This window comes from Paenibacillus silvae (assembly GCF_014639235.1).
GTDB lineage: Bacteria > Bacillota > Bacilli > Paenibacillales > Paenibacillaceae > Paenibacillus > Paenibacillus silvae.
Map to the genome: position 1 here is coordinate 449,712 of NZ_BMFU01000002.1, position 19,166 is coordinate 468,877.

15 protein-coding genes and 2 pseudogenes are annotated in these 19,166 nt (G+C 41.8%); 8 read left to right on the forward strand and 9 right to left on the reverse strand.

Annotation, left to right across the window (positions count from 1 at the left end; all coding sequences use genetic code 11):
- Positions 1–171: 171 nt before the first annotated feature.
- Positions 172–732, reverse strand: a complete 561-nt coding sequence (locus tag IEW26_RS08015; protein WP_188591992.1) for a helix-turn-helix domain-containing protein — start codon at positions 730–732, stop codon at positions 172–174.
- Between the two features lie 192 nt (positions 733–924).
- On the opposite strand from IEW26_RS08015, the pseudogene IEW26_RS08020 reads away from it, so the two are divergent.
- Both IEW26_RS08020 and IEW26_RS08025 read left to right on the forward strand, forming a co-directional pair.
- Positions 925–1,754: pseudogene (locus IEW26_RS08020) on the forward strand (NAD(P)-dependent oxidoreductase).
- Positions 1,755–1,821: 67 nt separating this feature from the next.
- Complete coding sequence (locus tag IEW26_RS08025; protein WP_188591993.1) at positions 1,822–2,874, forward strand: MerR family transcriptional regulator; 1,053 nt, start codon at positions 1,822–1,824, stop codon at positions 2,872–2,874.
- A 119-nt stretch (positions 2,875–2,993) separates the two neighbouring features.
- Here IEW26_RS08025 and IEW26_RS08030 read toward each other — a convergent pair whose 3' ends face one another.
- Entirely contained in the window at positions 2,994–4,427 is a 1,434-nt protein-coding gene (locus IEW26_RS08030) for an alpha/beta hydrolase family protein (protein ID WP_188591994.1), read from the reverse strand.
- A gap of 302 nt (positions 4,428–4,729) precedes the next feature.
- On the opposite strand from IEW26_RS08030, the pseudogene IEW26_RS08035 reads away from it, so the two are divergent.
- A pseudogene (locus IEW26_RS08035) lies at positions 4,730–5,044 on the forward strand (MBL fold metallo-hydrolase); the annotation flags it as partial.
- Between the two features lie 245 nt (positions 5,045–5,289).
- A complete protein-coding gene (locus tag IEW26_RS08040) occupies positions 5,290–6,645 on the forward strand; it encodes a DJ-1/PfpI family protein (RefSeq protein ID WP_188591995.1) in 1,356 nt (451 codons plus the stop codon).
- Positions 6,646–6,814: 169 nt separating this feature from the next.
- On the opposite strand, the gene IEW26_RS08045 is transcribed toward IEW26_RS08040, so the two are convergent.
- The 3 genes from IEW26_RS08045 to IEW26_RS08055 form a co-directional block, all read right to left on the reverse strand.
- Entirely contained in the window at positions 6,815–9,106 is a 2,292-nt protein-coding gene (locus IEW26_RS08045; protein WP_188591996.1) for a PAS domain S-box protein, read from the reverse strand.
- 267 nt (positions 9,107–9,373) lie between these two features.
- Positions 9,374–9,841: a DUF8821 family protein gene (locus IEW26_RS08050; protein ID WP_188591997.1), complete on the reverse strand. Its 468-nt coding sequence runs from the start codon at positions 9,839–9,841 to the stop codon at positions 9,374–9,376.
- Positions 9,842–9,864: 23 nt separating this feature from the next.
- Positions 9,865–10,344 (reverse strand): GyrI-like domain-containing protein, encoded by a 480-nt coding sequence (locus IEW26_RS08055; protein WP_188591998.1) that lies wholly within the window; start codon positions 10,342–10,344, stop codon positions 9,865–9,867.
- A 137-nt stretch (positions 10,345–10,481) separates the two neighbouring features.
- Here IEW26_RS08055 and IEW26_RS08060 point away from each other — a divergent pair, with 137 nt between their 5' ends.
- Positions 10,482–11,450 carry a helix-turn-helix transcriptional regulator gene (locus IEW26_RS08060; protein ID WP_188591999.1) on the forward strand — a complete coding sequence of 323 codons (969 nt, stop codon included), beginning with the start codon at positions 10,482–10,484 and terminating at the stop codon, positions 11,448–11,450.
- A 38-nt stretch (positions 11,451–11,488) separates the two neighbouring features.
- Here IEW26_RS08060 and IEW26_RS08065 read toward each other — a convergent pair whose 3' ends face one another.
- The 3 genes from IEW26_RS08065 to IEW26_RS08075 all read right to left on the reverse strand — a co-directional run bounded on the left by IEW26_RS08065 (position 11,489) and on the right by IEW26_RS08075 (position 13,923).
- Entirely contained in the window at positions 11,489–12,310 is an 822-nt protein-coding gene (locus IEW26_RS08065) for a GNAT family N-acetyltransferase (protein WP_188592000.1), read from the reverse strand.
- A 265-nt stretch (positions 12,311–12,575) separates the two neighbouring features.
- Positions 12,576–13,205, reverse strand: a complete 630-nt coding sequence (locus IEW26_RS08070) for a histidine phosphatase family protein (protein WP_188592001.1) — start codon at positions 13,203–13,205, stop codon at positions 12,576–12,578.
- A gap of 67 nt (positions 13,206–13,272) precedes the next feature.
- Positions 13,273–13,923 carry a GntR family transcriptional regulator gene (locus tag IEW26_RS08075; RefSeq protein WP_188592002.1) on the reverse strand — a complete coding sequence of 217 codons (651 nt, stop codon included), beginning with the start codon at positions 13,921–13,923 and terminating at the stop codon, positions 13,273–13,275.
- A 214-nt stretch (positions 13,924–14,137) separates the two neighbouring features.
- Here IEW26_RS08075 and garR point away from each other — a divergent pair, with 214 nt between their 5' ends.
- The 3 genes from garR (at position 14,138) to IEW26_RS08090 (ending at position 17,915) form a co-directional block, all read left to right on the forward strand.
- Positions 14,138–15,046, forward strand: coding sequence for a 2-hydroxy-3-oxopropionate reductase (gene garR, locus IEW26_RS08080; RefSeq protein WP_111270940.1), 909 nt, complete (start codon positions 14,138–14,140; stop codon positions 15,044–15,046).
- Positions 15,033–16,469 (forward strand): four-carbon acid sugar kinase family protein, encoded by a 1,437-nt coding sequence (locus IEW26_RS08085; RefSeq protein WP_188592003.1) that lies wholly within the window; start codon positions 15,033–15,035, stop codon positions 16,467–16,469. Before garR ends, IEW26_RS08085 begins: the two co-directional genes overlap by 14 nt.
- Before the next feature lie 126 nt (positions 16,470–16,595).
- On the forward strand, positions 16,596–17,915 hold the full coding sequence (locus IEW26_RS08090; RefSeq protein ID WP_111270942.1) for a gluconate:H+ symporter: 1,320 nt from the start codon (positions 16,596–16,598) through the stop codon (positions 17,913–17,915).
- A gap of 111 nt (positions 17,916–18,026) precedes the next feature.
- Here the strand turns inward: IEW26_RS08090 and IEW26_RS08095 are convergent, their stop codons facing one another.
- Positions 18,027–19,118: a nucleotidyltransferase domain-containing protein gene (locus tag IEW26_RS08095; RefSeq protein WP_188592004.1), complete on the reverse strand. Its 1,092-nt coding sequence runs from the start codon at positions 19,116–19,118 to the stop codon at positions 18,027–18,029.
- Positions 19,119–19,166: the final 48 nt, after the last annotated feature.

Genomic DNA, 19,166 nt, shown 5'->3' on the forward strand with positions numbered 1-19,166 from the left:
TTTTGATAAAAATTTGCTATAACATTCGCGCGAATAACAAAAGTATATTATAATATATTTATTTAAACAATAAGTATTTTAAAATATACTAAATTTTATGTATAAAAAAATACAACTCTGAATTTCCGTCATGGAAATCGGAGTTGTATTTAACAAGTGCATTTTTGAATTTTAGAAACCATATTTTAAGGAGATATGAAGAACGGTTTGGCTATTGGTATGATTGGTATAAGAGTGAGGAGAATCTGCACGAAAACTGATCGTATCATATTGCTTCAGTGTGTAAACCTCTCCATCGACCTGTATCTCAATGGAACCAGTCATCACTGTCGCAGTTTCAGTTGTATTTACGTGATGCCCTTCAGGGAGATACGAGCTATTTGGCTGTAAATATGCCCGACACATTTCAATATCATTGCTTTTAAAGATCGGTTCAATAATCCAATTTTTTTCATCATTAGAAAACCGTAATCCTTCGCCAGCTCGATACACATGAACAGGCTGCTCTGATTGGAACAAAGCCAATAGCGGTAAAGAAATGCCTTTTGAAATTTTCCATATCATTCCCAAAGTTGGATTTGTCTCGCCACGTTCAATATTTCCCAGCGTAAGTTTGCTTACGCCCGTTAATTCGGATAAATCGTCCAAGGTTATGTTTTTTTCTTTTCTGTACTTTTTCAATGCTCCGCCGATTTGTAATACAATTTGTTTCGATTCATTGATTTCATCCATTGGATATTCACCTCAACAATAAACTGTTATAACTAGTATATGGTTTATCTAGATATTATGAAAGGTGGTTTAGCAATGAAGATTCTAGTTGTTGGGCATTTTAGCGAGACCTCAAAATCAAATATTGTAAGGTATTTTCCGCAAGAATGGAACGTTGTCATTGTCCCGCCTGGAGAAGAAATGCTGCATCATATGGAAGATTGCCATGTGCTCATACCTGAACATATTAAGGTTGATCACAGCCTGCTTTCTATCGCAAAAACATTAAAATTGGTACAGACAGGTGCAGGATTTGATAATGTAGATGTCCCTGCCTGTACAGAGCTGGGGATTTGGGTGGCCAATGCTGCAGGAGTGAATGCGCAAGGCGTGGCCGAGCACGTAATGGCGCTGATATTGTCTTATTATAAAAACATACCGTTTCTTGATACCTTCATGAAAAACAAGATGGATGAAAATCATTTGGAATATATGGGTAGTGAATTAGAAGGCAAAACAATCGGGATTATCAGTTTGGGCGCTATCGGAAAAAAAGTAGCTGCGTTTTGTAAGGCTTTTGACATGAATGTTCTGGCTTATGCCAGAAATGCGAATGTACAATCGGACGGTTTTGTGACAATGACAGACTTCGATACTCTTGTAAGCACATCGGACATCATCAGTGTACATATACCGTTGAATCAGCAAACCAGACAGCTGATCAACAAAGCGGTATTCAAGAAAATGAAGGATACAACTCTGTTTATCAATACCTCCCCGGCGGGATTGTGAACGAAAGAGACTTGATTGATGCATTAAAAAATGGGGATATTTCAGGCGCATGCCTGGATGTGTTTGAATCTGAACCGCTTCCTATGGACAGTGAGCTCCGGAATATGGGGAATGTAATACTTACGCCTCATACAGCAGGAATGCCTGATGGTCGGAAATTTCATAAAAAAAGATATGATTTTTTTATGAAAAATATTAAACAGGTAGAAAATGGTGAAGAGCCTGAAAGCAAGCTCAATCAGTTATTATAGTTTGCTGTGATCAAAGCTCGAAAAGTTGTCGTATTGAGTCTCCCCTAACAGGAGATGATATACTACAATGACAGAGGTGAACGTTATGCAGCATAAACAAAATGAGCTATCTAAATTGCAAACTTTAAAACAAGAATCAGCAGACACCGTTTTATTCTCCATTGGAGAGACCGCGCAAATGATAGATTCTACAGTAAAAACGGTTCGTTATTATGATGAAATACAATTAGTCAAAGCACCCTTTGTAAATAACCGCGGGTACCGCTTTTACACAACAGAGGCCATATGGCGTCTACAGCTTGTTAAAACACTTCGTGAGCTAAGATTCGGAATTGATGATATCAAGAGACTGCTTTCCGGGGAAATATCGATGGAGACCTCCCTGGATTGGCAAATAGAAACGTTACAAACGGAGGTTCAAGCACTGAATGGCATGATTGCGATATTAAATAATGCCAGAAGTATAGTTAATGATTACAGTAAGGATTCCAAGACGAACCCCTCCCCTTTTCTTTCGCACATTCATGAATTAGTTCATATCCAGAAGCAAAATCAACAAAACAGACAGCAATTTGTTTTAACCAAAATAGAAGAAATCGGTTTTATGTCAGATATTCCGGCAGAATGGCAAGATGCTTTTTTCCATTACTTCAATAAGTACATTCTTCATCCGGAAGACCTGTCTGCCAAGCAGCTCATGGCATGGAAGGAGCTAAAAGAGCTGATTAGCTCCCCTGAATTTATTGCTGATCTCCAAAGTGTGGAGTTTCTGTTTGTTAACATCGCTCAGCATCCAATTTACGAGACCAAGGAATGGCTCCGGCTCATGCAGAGTATTCAGAAACGATTAAGTACTGCCTTGAGAAACAACTATGAACCTCATAGCAGCTATGTTCAAGCCGTCGTTGACGATGCAATACAGCTATATTCCGATTCTAATGCGGCATCTAACAGTCAGGAGATTCTTCAAATGATAGAAGACCATATAGACAAGCTCGAAACCCAAAATTTCAAAAGATCTGTTAGGCTTTGCTCCATACTTAGTCCGGAATTTGAACAATTGTCCCAAAGAGACAACTTATTATTTCAGGGCTTGAGATGGAAGCTTCAACAGATTTAACCTGTAAGATACCATAGAAAAGCCAGTCACCGTCAACTGAAAACCATTGGTCAGAACAACATCTGACAACTCGGTTGCAGTTTAGAATGACTGGCTTTTTACTTCCCCAGTTTTTCAGCTTATTTCTCGCCTTTTTCTAACTTAAACAGCGTATGCTCGCCTATATTTTGATCAAGCAGCTTCAATGGCTCCTGCTTCAAAAAGTGATTAAAGAAATCCAGCGTGTATGCATTGATAATCGAATACGATTCCTTCAAGCTTATACCTCCCATCCATTCAAATAATGGTGAGGTCAGATACAGATCGGAGAAGCCCATATGCGACATATTACGCAGTGTTAGCCAGTAATTTCCGCCATCTGTAATATGATCATATCGTTTGAACAAATCTGTCAAAGAGGCAGTGAGTGCAGGGTCTTGAATATATTGCTCAAAATATCTGGATTGATCCGCACTCATCATAAGAAACGGTTTATTAAAGCCCCCCTCAGGCACTCGCAGCTTTCCATAAAGCACACCATCCATATTCAAAGCTGCCTTGATTCGAGGATCGGACATTAACATTTGTGTACTTGTTGCCCCGCCAAAGGAATGTCCAAACATTCCGATTCGCTGCAAATCCATTCGGCCTGTAAAACGATGATCTGGATCATGCGCAGCCAGTTTTTCCACCTGACCTAAAACAAATTTGGTGTCCTCTACCCATATTTTATTTGTTTGATCCATCATCTCGACCGTTTCATCCTGTCCTGGAGTAAAGTAAGTAACCGTACCGTCGGAAAATTGGGAAACCGTACTATTATAGGTATGGTCAATACCTACAACAATGTAGCCGTGACTAGCGATTTCCTCAATTTGGAATGTATTTTGATTTTTATGACCATTCAAGCCATGTGAAAAAATCAAGACGGGGTAAGCTGCTTCCTGATCTGAGATGTCCACATTTTCAAGTGAATGCGTTTTTACATAGCGTATACTGTTAAATAACGGCTTTGGCATATCTAAAAGTCTGTGATAGCCTTCTGCCAATAATGCCCCGTCTTGTACGTACGGGCTTATTTCTCCCTTTGAATCTTTCTCAGCAGGGTACCAAATTTGTATCTTAAGTTTACGCTTATCACCATCTTTTGGAGTAAACGTTTCCTCTCTTGTTGCGTCTGTCCACTCATAAGATGTGGTTCCTACCTTATAAACTCCTGTTGGCTCCGAAAAAGTAAAAACCGGCAGTAATATTGGTAGCGCTACAGCTACAAAAGCATAAATGACAGCTGCCATCATTCCAATAACCCTTTTCATTACGCTTGATTTAGAGCTTTTTGGCAGTGTAGACCATGGGAGTCTAGCTAGCACAAGCATATAAAGAGGTACAACAGCCAGAGCGTAAGCAGGAATGAGCTGCCAACGCATGCCTTCCAGTATTCCTTGCAGAAGAATGACAATAACCGATATGCCAAGGCTAATAATTAAGCCTCGCTCCTTTTTCTCTTTTCCAACTAAAATCCATCCCAAAACCGCAATGTTCCATAGGATGACAATACCCTCCAGATTTCTCATATACCCAGCTCCTTTGTCATGTTGCGACTACCTTCTTAAGAGCAAGTATATGGTCTCCAGTAAAGGGAGACTCAACCCCTGTTTTGAGCGATTATTCAGGCTAACCCTGAAAAGGGCATTTTATCCAGCCTGATGTTGAAAGTTCATCCACTGATGTTGTCGGCTTCACGTGAACCCTCAGTAGAAGCAGAGTCATACTGAACCCGTGCCTCTACAACTTGAGCGAAATGCTCTCTTCCCCACTGTCTTAACTCTTTCATCGGCTGAAGCAGAGTTTCACCTAATGTTGTTAGAGAATACTTGAAGACAATCTGGAATTGGTAGATGGTATCAAAATCTTGAATTTCGGAAGCGGTCATGCATGGGGAATGTTAGGTCTCCAGATTGATATGCCAGAAACCGGCGGAATCATTTTAGCTTCCGATGCCATCTATTCTGCGGAAAGCTTTGGTCCTCCAGTCAAGCCACCCGGAATAATTTATGATCTGATCGGTTACCGAAACACCGTGGAGAAAATTCGTACTCTGGCCGCTCGCACGAATTCCCAAGTGTGGTTCGGGCATGATGCCGATCAATTCAGCAGCTTGAGAAAATCTACTGAAGGATATTATGAATAACTCAGGCGTTAAACAACACCTATTTTTCAAACTGTTAAAGTCACCGTATTGAAAAACTTTTACCACGTCAAACGGGGAGTATAGCTCTAACGGGTCTTGTAGAAAAAACAGAACAGACTTAGGTCCAGTAACCCTTCCACCTGCAGCCTAGTGCTGCAATCCGTCCTTGGGCAGGTGTGCATTTGATCCTCAATTGGTATATTTTTTGAGGTAAAATATTATTTAGTTGGAAGGGGAACGGGGAAGTGAAAGTTTTGCTGCGCATTTTTATGTATGTTTTTTTAGTTATCATTATCGTGGGAGGAGCAGGTGTGTTCGGTTTCATTCATACATCCAGTGCTGGAATGTCTTTATATAATCAAAGCAATCCTCCTGCACTGGATCAGGTAAAGGTACCTGCATATGATGCTAACAAGCCAACGGTAGCTGTTTTACTTTCTAATGAAGTAACGGAAGTTTTTGATTTTCTAGTCCCGTATGAGATGTTTGCTCTTACAGGAAAGTACAATGTATTCAGTGTTGCACCGGATTCGGCAATCAAATCGTTAACCGGAGGATTGGATGTCATTCCCCATTATTCTTTTGCTGATATGGACCAAATGCTTGGCAAAAGTCCAGATATTATCGTTATCCCTTATATGCCGATCCTGGATGAGAAAAAATATGCTCCCGTCCGTGAATGGATTCGCAAGCATTCGAGTGAACAAACGATTCTATTGTCCATATGTAATGGCGCAGAGAATCTGGCCGATACCGGATTGCTGAACGGTAAAAGTGCTGCGACACACTGGGGAGACATTCAACGTTTGATCAAAAGCTACCCGGAAATTCAGTGGGTAAAAGATCAGCGTTATGTGCCCCAAGGTAACATCGTCTCTTCGGCTGGTCTTACGTCCGGAATGGATGCGACCCTTTATGTCATTTCGCAGCAGTTAGGTGAGGCAGCCGCGAAGCAGGTAGCGAATGAACTCCATTATCCTTCCTACCATTACGTCATTGATCCGAAAATGGAACCTTTCACGGCAGGATTGAGTGATATTACGTACATTTTGAATCAATCCTATCAATGGAACAAGACCAAAGCAGGCGTATTGCTATATCCAGGTGCAGATGAATTAGATCTGTCCTCTGCCTTTGATACCTATGGAGCATCTGGAACAACGACGACTTTAACGATATCACGTGAAAATCAACCGATTGTAACCAAGCATGGCTTGAATTTGGTAGCGCGTTATCAGATGAACGACGCTCCTTCTCTCTCCAAGATGATTGTGGTTGGCGCTCAAGCCGAGACTGCAGCTGCTGAGGATATTGGGCAATGGAAACAATTGAACAACAATACCGAATTGTTATTGTTGCACAAAAATATGCAGGGAAGATTTGCAATGGATCCTGCGTTTGAAGATTTATCTAAACAAGAAGACGTCATGACTGCTCAATTTGCTGCCAAACGTCTCGAATATCGTGCGACAGACCATCTGAATCTGGAAGGAGCCCCCTTCTCTAAGGAATCGTTTGGAATACCCGTTATACTTGTTGTGCTTTCACTGTTAGCAGGTTATTTCCTGGATCGGCGATTATTTATAAAAAAACGAACGTAGCTTAAGGAGTTCGCATCAGACTGTGTTCTTGTGCATTACAGCAATCGGTACAAGTTTTTGTCCTGGACTCGGGACATGAACTTGTACCGATTGGATTAATAAGCGCCCTAAATCTGACCCACCGTCATTACGGCACGCCCGGTTTCCGTAAGTAGTGTACTAATTTCATCTATTCCATCTGCTTCTTGTTGTAATACGTCTCTATCACTTGATAAATAGATTCACTTTTGATGGGTTTACTAATGTAATCATCCATTCCTGCCTTCAAGCATCGATCCCTATCCCCTCTTAGAGCATGTGCAGTCACTGCAACAATATAAGGACAGTCTTCAGAAGATAGATTCTCTTTGATTGCTCGAGTCGCTTCAAATCCATCCAATCTTGGCATGTGCACATCCATAAACACAATATCGTATTCATTCCGCTTGACAGCCTCTAAAGCTTCTTTTCCGTCCACGACATGATCTACGAAGTGTCCCTTTTTTTCAACCATCTTACTAAGGACAAGCTGATTCATTTCATTATCCTCAGCAATCAGAATATGGAGAGGGGTCCCCCTGTTCTTTCTTTGAGAGAACTCTAGGTGTTGACCAACGTCCTCATTGTTAATTTTAAAGCAGGCAGTGAATATAAACGTTGTTCCAGGTGCATCTGAATCCTCAATCCATATATCTCCATGCATGAGTTCTATCAATTTTTTGCTGATCGCCAGTCCCAATCCCGTGCCTTGCGTTTTGCGTGTCAAAAAGTTGTGCAATTGGGAGAATGGCTCAAATAATTGCTGCCTTTTCTCTACCGGAATCCCCACTCCCGTATCTTTGACTTTAAAATGAAGATACACGTTTTCCTCACATTTCTCTTTAACCCGTACTTCAATTTCTACGCTGCCTTCCATAGTAAACTTCACAGCATTACCGATGATATTAGTAAGTACTTGTTTTAACCGAGGGGCATCACCGTACATTGGAATTGGAAGCGCCTCATCCAGACAAATATGAATATCTAACTTCTTTTCACGGATCAAAGGTTTTACAATTTGCACCGTTTCTGTCACGATTTCTTGTAGATCAAAAGGATCCACTGCTAAATCGGTTTTCCCCGATTCGATCTTAGAAAAATCAAGGATATCATTGATAATAGTAAGCAAGGAATCTCCACTTTTTTGGATGATCTGAATATATTCCTTTTGCTCCTGGCTTAGTCCCGGGGTATCTAGAAGAAGATCTGTCATTCCGATCACACCATTCATAGGTGTTCGTATTTCATGGCTCATCATCGCCAAAAAATCGCTTTTTGCCTGGTTCATTTTTTCAGCAGTTTCTTTGGCAACGAGAAGCTTTTTCTGTTCCGTAATGTCCTTGGCTATTAAATAGTAACCGACATTGACATTATTAATAATAATCGGAGCAAGTGTTGCCAATACCTCTGTTTCATGACTGTCCCTGTGCAAAACAGTGTTCATTTTATTCTCAGCCAAATCATAGTGGCTCCTTAGAATGAGGCCTAGATTACTGGCTCCAATAAATCTTCCTATACTTTTCCCAACCATTTCGTTTACTGTACAACCTGTCATCTTTACGGCTGCAGGATTAGCATTAATAATGTTTCCACTCATATCAAATGAAATAATAGCGTCATGATTATATTTTTTGAGTGAGGTGTAACGTTCAATGGTTTCTTGGAGCCTGAATTCCACCTGTTTTTGTTCGGTAATATCCTGAAGTACACCTTTTAACTCTATTGGCTGTTGATGTTCGTCATAAATGATTAGCCCACGTAATTGAATATATTTTGCTCTACCTTCGGACCGACCGTATTGAAATTCAAAAACAAAAGGATCTCTCTGCTCTGCGTCTCTTATTTTTTCTCGCAAAGTTGCTGCGTCTGCAGTACTCATTACCTTATAAATATCTTTTGCACAATAATATTTTTTTGTGCGGTCAAGTTCAAAGATTTCCAGTACCTGTTCAGAAATGGTGATCTGATCATGGACTACATCCCATTGCCAGCTTCCAATCTTCGCCAAGCGCTCGGCATTTGCGATAATACCTTCACTGTGCGAAAGTTTCCGTTCAGATCGGATACGATCCGTAATATCTACAATAAAGCAAACGAAGTAATCGGGTTCAGACGTGACTTCGCCACTGATTGGAGTTAAATGAAATGAACACCATAATTCTTCCCCATTCTTTTTAGTGCAGCGTCTCTCATATATATTCTCTTTTACTTTGTTATCAAAAAGTCCAGCTTCTTCAACAGTATCCTTCGAGGAATCCTCCGGATGTGTTAAATCCTGGAAGCGGAGTTTCGTCAGTTCTTCACAAGTGAAACCAGTCATACGGCAAAAAGCAGGATTCACTTTCAGCCAATTTCCTGCCGGAGCTATAAGAGCAACTCCAATCGGTGTTTGGTTGTATATTTGCTCGAAGAATTCATGATGATTAACCTGCTGAACCTGCATTGAAAGCTCTCCTCTACACTTCATTTTATGATATAGAATCATTTTCCCAAAAACATTATTCTTTGTAAATCGACTTAACACGAGATAACACGTTTTTTAAATGAGGAAACTTCAGCTTGCATCTCACAAATCAGATGCTGATTAGAAAGAAAACCCTGCAGCCTGTTGAGCACAGACTGCAGGGTTTTCTTTCGTGCGAGATAAGGGATATTGATTTACACATTGCATGAAATGTTTAAACCTGTGTTTTCAGCTTCGAACCATGTTTCAATACTCTCCCTTGATCACAAAGAACGTACCTCGAATGGTTCCAGCCAGTTTGGACTTTTGCCTAGCAAATTTAAACTTCTTTTCTTCCAGCTCTTTAGGCACGTCCATTCTCTCTGAAAGCTTAAAACCAACGGCACGCTTTTTGGGGTCATCCACCGTATACAAGACATTGACTGCTAGACCATCCTCATAAAAAACAAAGGCCCACCTGATATTTTCCACTTGAAAGCGGGATGTCTCCAATGGTCTGGCCGCAAACTCAATACCACGTTCCTCTTTCAAAATTCGACTTACATACTCCAGCGTCTCTTGGCTCTCGCTGGCGGGCACGACCGTAAATTCATGCTTATATTTGTTCATAAAATAACGAGCTTCATTCGCTCGCAGGCCAGCAAGCTCTTCTGCAACGGGTGAAGATTCCAGACCAACGGTGGACACATTTTTAAAATCTACACTAGCGGACATGCTCGTTCCTCCTCTAATTTCATTTATTTCTTCACAACCGGAATCCACATTTCCCCGAACACAAGACCGTCTCTATGCTCCATCTCAACAGTTGTATTGGGACCGCCAACATAAGCGAAATCGTCAGCAGCTGGCAAGACTTGACCAAAAGCAATTCCGGTCAGCTTGTTACTCAACTCATCAGCCGTCTTCCCTTCCCCTTTAACGACGAGATATTGCCCCTTGGGGAATTGAATTACTCTGTGTTCTTCTTGTAATGATGCTTCTGTCATAACACCTGCATAATACATCATCTTATGATTCACTGCCTCGCTCACGGCAAAGATATAGTCGTTTGTTGCGATAGATTTTAATTTGTCCAGTCTTCCATCCTGTGTCACAGTCTGCCAAAAAGCCATCTTCTCTTGGCTTATACCCACGTAGTCCGTGTAATCGCTCTTCAGCTCCGTACCGATCCCTAACACAATAAAGCCGTCTTTTTCCTCAAGGGTGTATGCTGACATTATTCAAGCTCCTTTTACGAAATGGATTTTTCAAGGGATGCACATTGTCATGTTTCTTTAAAGATTTGTTTTTCCGCTTGATACGTTTATAATAGCCATAAATCATGTCAAAATATGATACTGTTTAGAGGGCCCTTATGAAAAAAGTGGAACGAATTAACATTATAATGCGGTATATCAATAACCGTGCTCATTTTACCATTTCGGAGATCATGCGAGAATTTGACATCTCTCGATCAACGGCTATTCGAGATATTCGGGAAATTGAAGCCATGGGCATGCCTCTTGTGGCCGAAGTAGGAAGAGACGGGGGATATTTTGTCATGAACAACTCTGTCCTCCCGACTGTCCGCTTTACGGATAATGAGATTAAAGCGCTGATTATTGCATTCATGGCTACCAAAAATCAACAACTCCCTTACCTCAAAAGTCGTCATTCTTTAGCAGAAAAATTATTAGGTCTCATCTCGGAAAGTCAGCAGGATGATCTCGTCTTGTTAAATCAGGTTCTCTTGTTTGAGGGGACCAACCCCCACAATCCTGATCTGCTTGATTTGTCTGATTTGCCCCATCCTATGTTGGAACAACTGATTCAAATTATTCTTGCAGACCGGTATTTATTGCTTTCCACGGAGGAAGCCGATGAAGTAAAGTCATATCCCATCTATTTGTTACATCTTTATCGAGAAAAAAACGCATGGCAAATTGAAGCTTTTGATCTCGAACAGCACAAGAGGCGCATTATTCCAGTCGATCTTCTCACAGATGTCAAACCCTATCCGGGGAAAAAAAGAATCCATGCAAAGAAGATTGCAGAACAACTAAACAAACGGGAAGAAGCCGTCAACCTTGTCTTGGAACTCGGGCCAACGGCGATTGCGCAGTTTAAAAAATACCATCCCTTAAAAATTTCAATGGCATACACCAACCCTTTTCAGACTACGGCAATTTTAAAGACTTTCATCAATGTTCAGCATCCGGATGAGTTAGCCGAAATCACAAATTGGTTACTTTTCCTGGGTCGGGATATCCGGATCAGGGAAATGCCCAAAGAAGTTATGGAAAGTATTCATGCAACGATGTTTTCCTTATTCGGGGAATCTTGAAGCTATTGATCCATGGCACTTCGGCAGCGCCTTTCAGATTATTTAAGTGGTACCCAAACGGATCGTGTCCACGCGATTTGCATGCCGACTCGTTCCATATTGTTTTGACTGGAGCTGCCAAAACTTGCTTGAGCAACGACCAGCTCACAGTTCGCTTTGTATGCTTCGTACATTCGCCACATTAACAGGGCAGTTTGTAAACCTTTTCGTCTATACTCAGGAGCGGTTGCGGCTAAAGTGAGAGAGGCAATATTGCTGCCGCTGCCAATATGCATCACAGCAACAGCAGCTGGTACGTTATCCCATGAAGCTAAAAATAATTTCCAACCGGGGCGATGAAGCAAACCGATATTGTTATTTACAAAATGATGTTTATGTATGATATCCATCCCGGACCCGACACAATGTATGCCTGCAAAGAGATCAAAATCCGCCTTATCTTCAATTGCACGAATGGTTATATTGGAAGCCAGGTTCGGTAATTCACCTCTTGGCAGACCATACAGAACAGAATGAAAGCTGTCTTGATATAGTCCTTTTTCCGTTAATCCTCTAAACATTGCAGGATTAGTACCCGCAGGATTGACATCTAGCTGAAATGCTCTATTTCTTTGATCATAGAATTCAATGATTTCTTCCAGCTTGTCAATGTCGTCCTGCGTGAAGCCCTTTACTGAATTGAATAAACCCCAAGGCATCGATTCGATATAAAAAGCAGTCGTATCTCCGAGCTGCTTAATCTCCACTCCTTCCGGATTGCCGCTTCGTTCGCCAATGGATCTGATCCTTGAGGTCAAGTAATCGGTTTCACAATTCACAATACGTTTTGCGAGTTGTTCGTTAATTATTGGCAATTTCACTATCAGCCCACATCCTCTTCATCTTTTAATTTCAGCATAAAATGATTAGCACTATGCTCAATAGGCATTTTGGCTATCTCTACCAATGTCATATTACTATTAAAGTGAAACGACTGTCCAAATATTCTTCATGGTGTTCCGATGATTGGGAAGCATATGTTCATATTGAAGTCAAAAAGAGGCAGCTTTTGTAATAAAGCTGCCTCTCCTTTTCATCCATTCAACATATATCAAGTGTTCTCCTGAATGTAGAAACTCTATAGGACTACCGCATTCCGGCGAGCTGCAAAACATCCTCTAGCTTCAATGTTCCAACAACTTGATATCCTTTATGATCTCCCAGTGGTTTAATAATGACTGTCTCCATACTCGCAAGTTCTCCTAAACCTACGCCTGATGGAAAAGAGTGAGCTACAATCAACCGGTTAGAACCCGCTGGGGGTGTTTGTTCAACTTCATTTGCAAATGCTTGAAGTGTACTGTTTACACTTTCAGTGTTTTGCGTCTGACTGAGTTTATATATATTTAACCAGAGTGTATTTACCTTTACGTTTTGTGTGCCAAAAGCAGTCTGGGCAGTTTGGATCGTTCTACACAGAGGGCTTGCCTCTACGGGAAAAAGGACGGAGATATTCAGTTTTCGAATAGCATTACCATACTTCTCTGCCTGTTCCCTTCCAAGTGCACTTAAATTCCGTTGTGTGGAGCAATCTGCCAGACTGAAATTTTGCTGATCTTCCCCTACGGTTGCATCCCCATGTCGAACATAAAGGATATAACCACCTTTTTGTAGATCATTTATGAGAGAAGCTCCGGAAATTTCGGAGGCATCGGCTTTATAAGATGATCCAACGATCAGAAAAAGACTTATGAACAAAACGCATAAACGGTACATGGAATTCCACCTTTTTTCTTCCTACGTTCCCTGTTATTATCCATTTTTATTCCAACATTCCGATTCCTTATTGATTGCTCATCACGTGCAAATAAAAGTTCAGATCGTTTTCTAAATGTTTTTTCATCAATACTTCTGCTTTCTCTCCATCTCTGGACTTTATTGCACTATAAATTTCCTCGTGTTCATCAATAAGATGAGGACGATTATAAATGACAACTGTTTTACGGAATAGATAAATAATAGCCTGCATCCGATCTATAATATCAATCATGAGTGGATTATTACTCGCTTTTACAATATCGTTATGGAAACTTTCGTTGGCAGACATGATCTCGTCCTTAGTCCCCGATCTTCCGATTTCCACATACTTGTACAGTTCCTCAATCTCATTGTCTTTCAGGAAATTCGCCGCGCATTTGGCTGAGTAACCTTCTAACAGGATACGAACATTAAATAAATTACGTAAATCCTTCTCGGTAGGCTTGACTACTTTCTTCTGAACAATTAAGCCCTCGTTCTCAAGCTTACGTATCGAATCCCTGATGGGTGTTCTACTCACTCCGAGCTCGGCAGCCAGTTTCTCTTCAACGATCTTCGTACCGCTAGGAAGATCACCATTCAAAATCTTGTCTCGAAGAATTTCGTAACACTGGTGATACGCCGGTCGCGAACTATTATTTTCATGCACTAACTTCACCTCAGTTTCATTTCTCATATCAACATAGTACCAAATTATGTTCATAAAAGCATTCCAATATACGAGACTCCGCATTAAAAATATACGAAAATTCAAAATTTGTATACAAAATAAGATTTTAATGTATACAATTTTAAATTTTTAGTATACAATGAAAACGCAAACAGCGATGTAAGCGGTTGCTGACAAGGTTTCAGGCTCTAGTTTAGAAAAGGTTTAGGAGGACAACATTATGGCTAAAAAAGTAGGTTTTATCGGACTGGGGATCATGGGCAAACCAATGGCTCTGAATCTTAGAAAAAAAGGACATGAATTAACCGTCAACGATCTTAATCAGGAAGCGGTTCAGATATTAATAGACTCCGGTGCTGCTGCAGCTTCCTCGCCAAGAGAAGTCGCTGAGAACTGTGAAATTATTATTACGATGCTGCCTGCTTCTCAGCATGTGCAGGCTGTTGTTTTGGGTGAACATGGCATTTTATCGGGAGCAAAAGAAGGCTCTATTATTATCGACATGAGCTCCATCACTCCTGCTGTATCCATCGCTCTGGCAGAAGAAGCGGCCAAAAAAGGAGTTGGCTTTCTGGATGCTCCAGTTAGCGGCGGGGAACCTAAAGCTATTGATGGAACTTTGGCAATTATGGTGGGCGGTAAAGAAAGCGTATTCGAGCAAGCCAAGTCAGTATTGTTTGATATGGGGACGGCAGTCACTCTCGTTGGGGATAGCGGATGCGGAGTTACAGCGAAGCTCGCAAACCAGATCATCGTTAACTTGAACATTGCTGCCATGTCCGAAGCGCTCGTCCTTGCAGCGAAAGCGGGTATAGATATCGAGAAAATGTACCAGGCCATCCGAGGCGGTTTAGCAGGCAGTGCAGTTCTGGATGCCAAAGTTCCGCTGATTCTGGAAAGAAACTTTGCTCCAGGGGGTACGATCGCGATTAACATGAAGGATATCACTAATGTGATGGAGACAGCACACGAGATTGGTGTACCTCTCCCCCTATCCAGCCATCTGTTAGAGATGTTCCATGCACTGAAGGTTGACGGGAAATTGATGCATGACCACGGCGGGATCGTGCAGTATTATGAAAAATTAGCGAATGTTGAAGTAAGGGGTCTTGATCATGCAAACCAATAATCGATCTGTTGAGGAAGTGTTCAATAACATACCTTCTGTAGATACCTCCCTTGTTCAGCAAATGATTGAAAAGGAACTTCAACGATTCGATCACAAAATTATCGTGCTTGATGATGATCCAACGGGTGTGCAAACGGTGCATGGTGTATCGGTCTATACGGATTGGTCACTGGAAAGCATCGACAGAGGTTTTAAGGAAGATCATCCCATGTTCTTCATTCTTACCAACTCACGCGGATTTACAGCTGCCGAGACAACAAAGGCACACCAGGAGATTGGTGCAAATATCGTTGAAGCTGCAATGAGAAATAATCGCAAGTTTACGATTATTAGTCGTGGAGATTCCACATTAAGAGGTCACTACCCGTTAGAGACGGAAGTGCTGAAGGATACAGTTGAAGCCAAGTCAGATATGCAATTTGACGGTGAGATCATTCTTCCCTTTTTCAAAGAAGGCGGACGCTTCACCATTGATAATGTTCATTATGTTCAATATGGTACGGAATTGGTGCCTGCTGGAGAAACCGAGTTTGCTAAAGATCGCACCTTTGGTTACTCCCGATCACACTTAGGCGAATGGGCTGAAGAAAAGTCGAATGGCCAGTATTCAGCAAAACATATGACTTACATCTCTCTCGAAAGTCTGCGCAGCATGAACATTGACATGATCGAAAATCAGTTGTTGAGTGTTGAGAATTTTAATAAGGTCATTGTCAATGCGGTTGATTATATCGACGTACAGCTCTTTACCATCGCTTTGATTCGAGCGATCCATAAAGGTAAACATTTTATGTTTAGAAGTGCTGCTGCACTGACCAAGGTCATTGGAGGCATTAGTGACCGAAGTCTGCTAACGCGTGCAGAGATGATGAGTGATGGCACTGATCATGGCGGATTAGTTATTATTGGGTCACACGTCCAAAAAACAACAGAACAGTTCGAAGAGCTGAAGAAGTCGAATGCAGTTGAGTTTGTTGAGTTTAACGTACATCTTGTTCTGGAGCCTGATCAATTTGAGAACGAACTGAACAGAGTTGTTGAAACGACGAATAAATGGATTCTTGAGGGTAAAAATGTCGCTGTTTACACCAAACGGGAGCGATTGGATCTTGGAGAGGACAGAAAAGAAGATGAATTAAAGCTGTCCGTTCAAATTTCCGATGCCGTTACGAGTATTGTGAAACGTTTGGAAGTTCGACCAGCCTACATCATTGCTAAAGGCGGCATTACTTCAAGCGATATTGGAACCAACGGTCTTGAAGTCAAAAGAGCTACCGTTGCAGGGCAAATTCGTCCAGGGATTCCCGTGTGGACCACAGGTAATGAAAGCAAGTTCCCGGGCATCTCCTATGTCATCTTCCCTGGTAACGTGGGTACCAAAACGGATTTAAGAGAAGTTGTTGAAATGTTAAGTGCCAAATGATTCAAGACAGGTTTTAATATGACCCTTATGTATGGAGCAGCACTGGACTGTCTATTAATAATGGAAACAGTGCCCTCCCTGCATGCGGTCTTTTGGATCAAGACCAATCAGAAAAGAGGAAAACATATGCCAATTATCTCCGTTACCATTGGAGTTGTTCTACTGCTCATTTTAATGATGGCCTTTAAGTTAAACGCTTTCATATCATTGATTATTGTCTCTCTGGCTGTTGGAGTGCTGGAAGGAATGACACCGATTCAGGCGGTTGAGTCCATCGAATCCGGTTTAGGTGGAACACTTGGTCATTTAACGATGATTATCATCTTTGGAGGTATTCTCGGTAAATTAATGACCGATTCCGGCGGCGCACAGCGAATTGCAACAACGATGATCAGCGCTTTTGGTCAGAAGCGAACGCAGCTGGCAGCCGTTATTACAGCAGCTATTGTTGGAATCGCTTTATTTTTCGAAACTGGAGTGGTGGTATTGATCCCGTTGGTATTTACCATCGCCAGAGCTGCACGTGTGCCTGTTCTGTATCTTGGAATGCCTGTCATTGCAGCCCTTATAACGATGCACGGATTTGTGCCTCCACACCCTGGTCCAACAGCTGTTGCTAATGTTTTTGGAGCCAATATCGGATTAACGATGATCCTGGGTATCCTGATTGCAATCCCTGCATTTATCCTTGCAGGTCCTGTGTATACCAAGTTGTTTAAAAAAGAAGCCTTGCAGATTGACATCCCCAAAGGATTATTTGATCCAAAGGAATTCAAGGAAGAAGAGCTGCCTAAATTCGGAATCAGCCTTTTCACGGCACTTCTGCCCGTCATTTTGATTGCGCTGCAAACGATTGTGCATATTTTTGCACCTGGATCGGTAATCTCACCCGTGACTGATTTTATCGGTAATGCAAATGTGGCTTTGTTGATCTCCGTCATTTTTGCCATCTTCACGTTTGGATTGAATCTGGGCAAAAAAATGCCGGAAATCATGAAATCGCTGAGTGAGTCCGTAAGCGGCATCGGTATGATTCTTCTCATCATTGCCGGTGGCGGTGCGTTTAAGCAAGTGTTGATTGACAGTCATATTGACCAATATATTTCTGATCTTATGGCAGGCTCTACTCTTTCTCCCCTCGTACTGACATGGTTGATTGCAGCCATCTTGAGAATTGCTGTTGGTTCTGCAACGGTAGCTGGTATGACAGCAGCTGGTATTGCCGCACCGCTAGTTGCCGCAACCGGGGTCAGTCCGGAACTGATGGTTCTGGCGGCTGGTGCAGGTAGTGTGACGTTCTCCCATGTAAATGATGCAGGCTTCTGGATTTACAAAGAATATTTTAATCTGAGTATAGGCAAAACGATAAAAACCTGGTCCGTCATGGTAACGATTATATCCTTGGTAGGACTTGCGGGTGTTCTGATTTTGGACATGTTTATGTGAGGTATTAGCTTAACTAGAAGTGCAGAAAGAGTCGAAGCAGCAGGTCAGCTCGCTTCGGCTCTTTCGTGTTTTCGGTCATGCCCGCTCGTATTTTCGCTTGTCAGGAGCAGGTTACTCTTCATGGCCCTTCATATAATCGTCATATAACTCCTCAAAGGTTGCAAAACCTTTGACTTTTCTGCCGACCTTATGATACTCATCCAGATATTGATCCATTACTTCAAGGAATCGCTCTTTCATGACAGGAAGATTACTTGCATTAAAGTATTGCATCAGATCAAATTCCTTCGTGCCTTTTGTCATAGCCATTTCATCGAGATACTCTTGTGCTCCAAAAGCAGAGAAAAAGACATAAGCGGCATCGTTTGTAGCAACACTATTCTCGATTTTATGGCGATAGTTGCACCATAATTCCTCGTACGTTCCTCCCAGATTATCAAAGCTTGGAGCGGGTTTTACGATAAACATATCACACAGCGTACGATGTAACATCTCAACGCTTTTCAACATATTAAAGGATGCCTTGCGGATCTCTTCAATAGTGTGAGCTTCGATAATTGACATGTATAAGGATTCAAGATCATTCGGTACATAACGAAGCGATTGGATTTCCTCCAGATACCGCTTGATACCTCGTTGGATGCATGTATTATTCATGTTAACCAGGGCATGAACCAGATTGTACAGAACATTGGCAGATGCCTGTCGCACTGAACCGATATTTTCGCCCAGCATGGTGTCGCTGTATGCTTGCTTGGCCTGATCGATCCATTCCTTTGCCCGGTTAAGACATGCTTCTCCAATCGGGGCCGCAAGTGCATCAAGAGCTTTTTGCCGGAAATCGTTCAATCTCTCCAAATCCTCCGGCGCTGCATAATAGAGAATTTTTAAGTTGGTCAAGCTCGATACCGCGGGACTTTCCAAGGTGGATTGCGCTCGTATTCTTGTATCCCATGGCGTGCAATAGATGTCATATCCAACGTCCTCCAGGATGAAGCAATCGGATATTCCCCAACCCCGATCTGTATGATTAATAATAATCAGATCAAGATCACTCTTCTCATGAAAATCCCCTGTGCTAAATGAACCGGTAAGCCCAATAATGGCGATATCATCGGGGAAATCTCTTTTTGCGCGTTCAATAACCATGTTAATCAGCTGTTCATTTTTGTTCTGCAGCTTCTTCTTAATCATTTCGTTCATTCGTTACACCCCTTTTGTAAAAGCAGTCCGTTTCTCTTCCCGGCCACC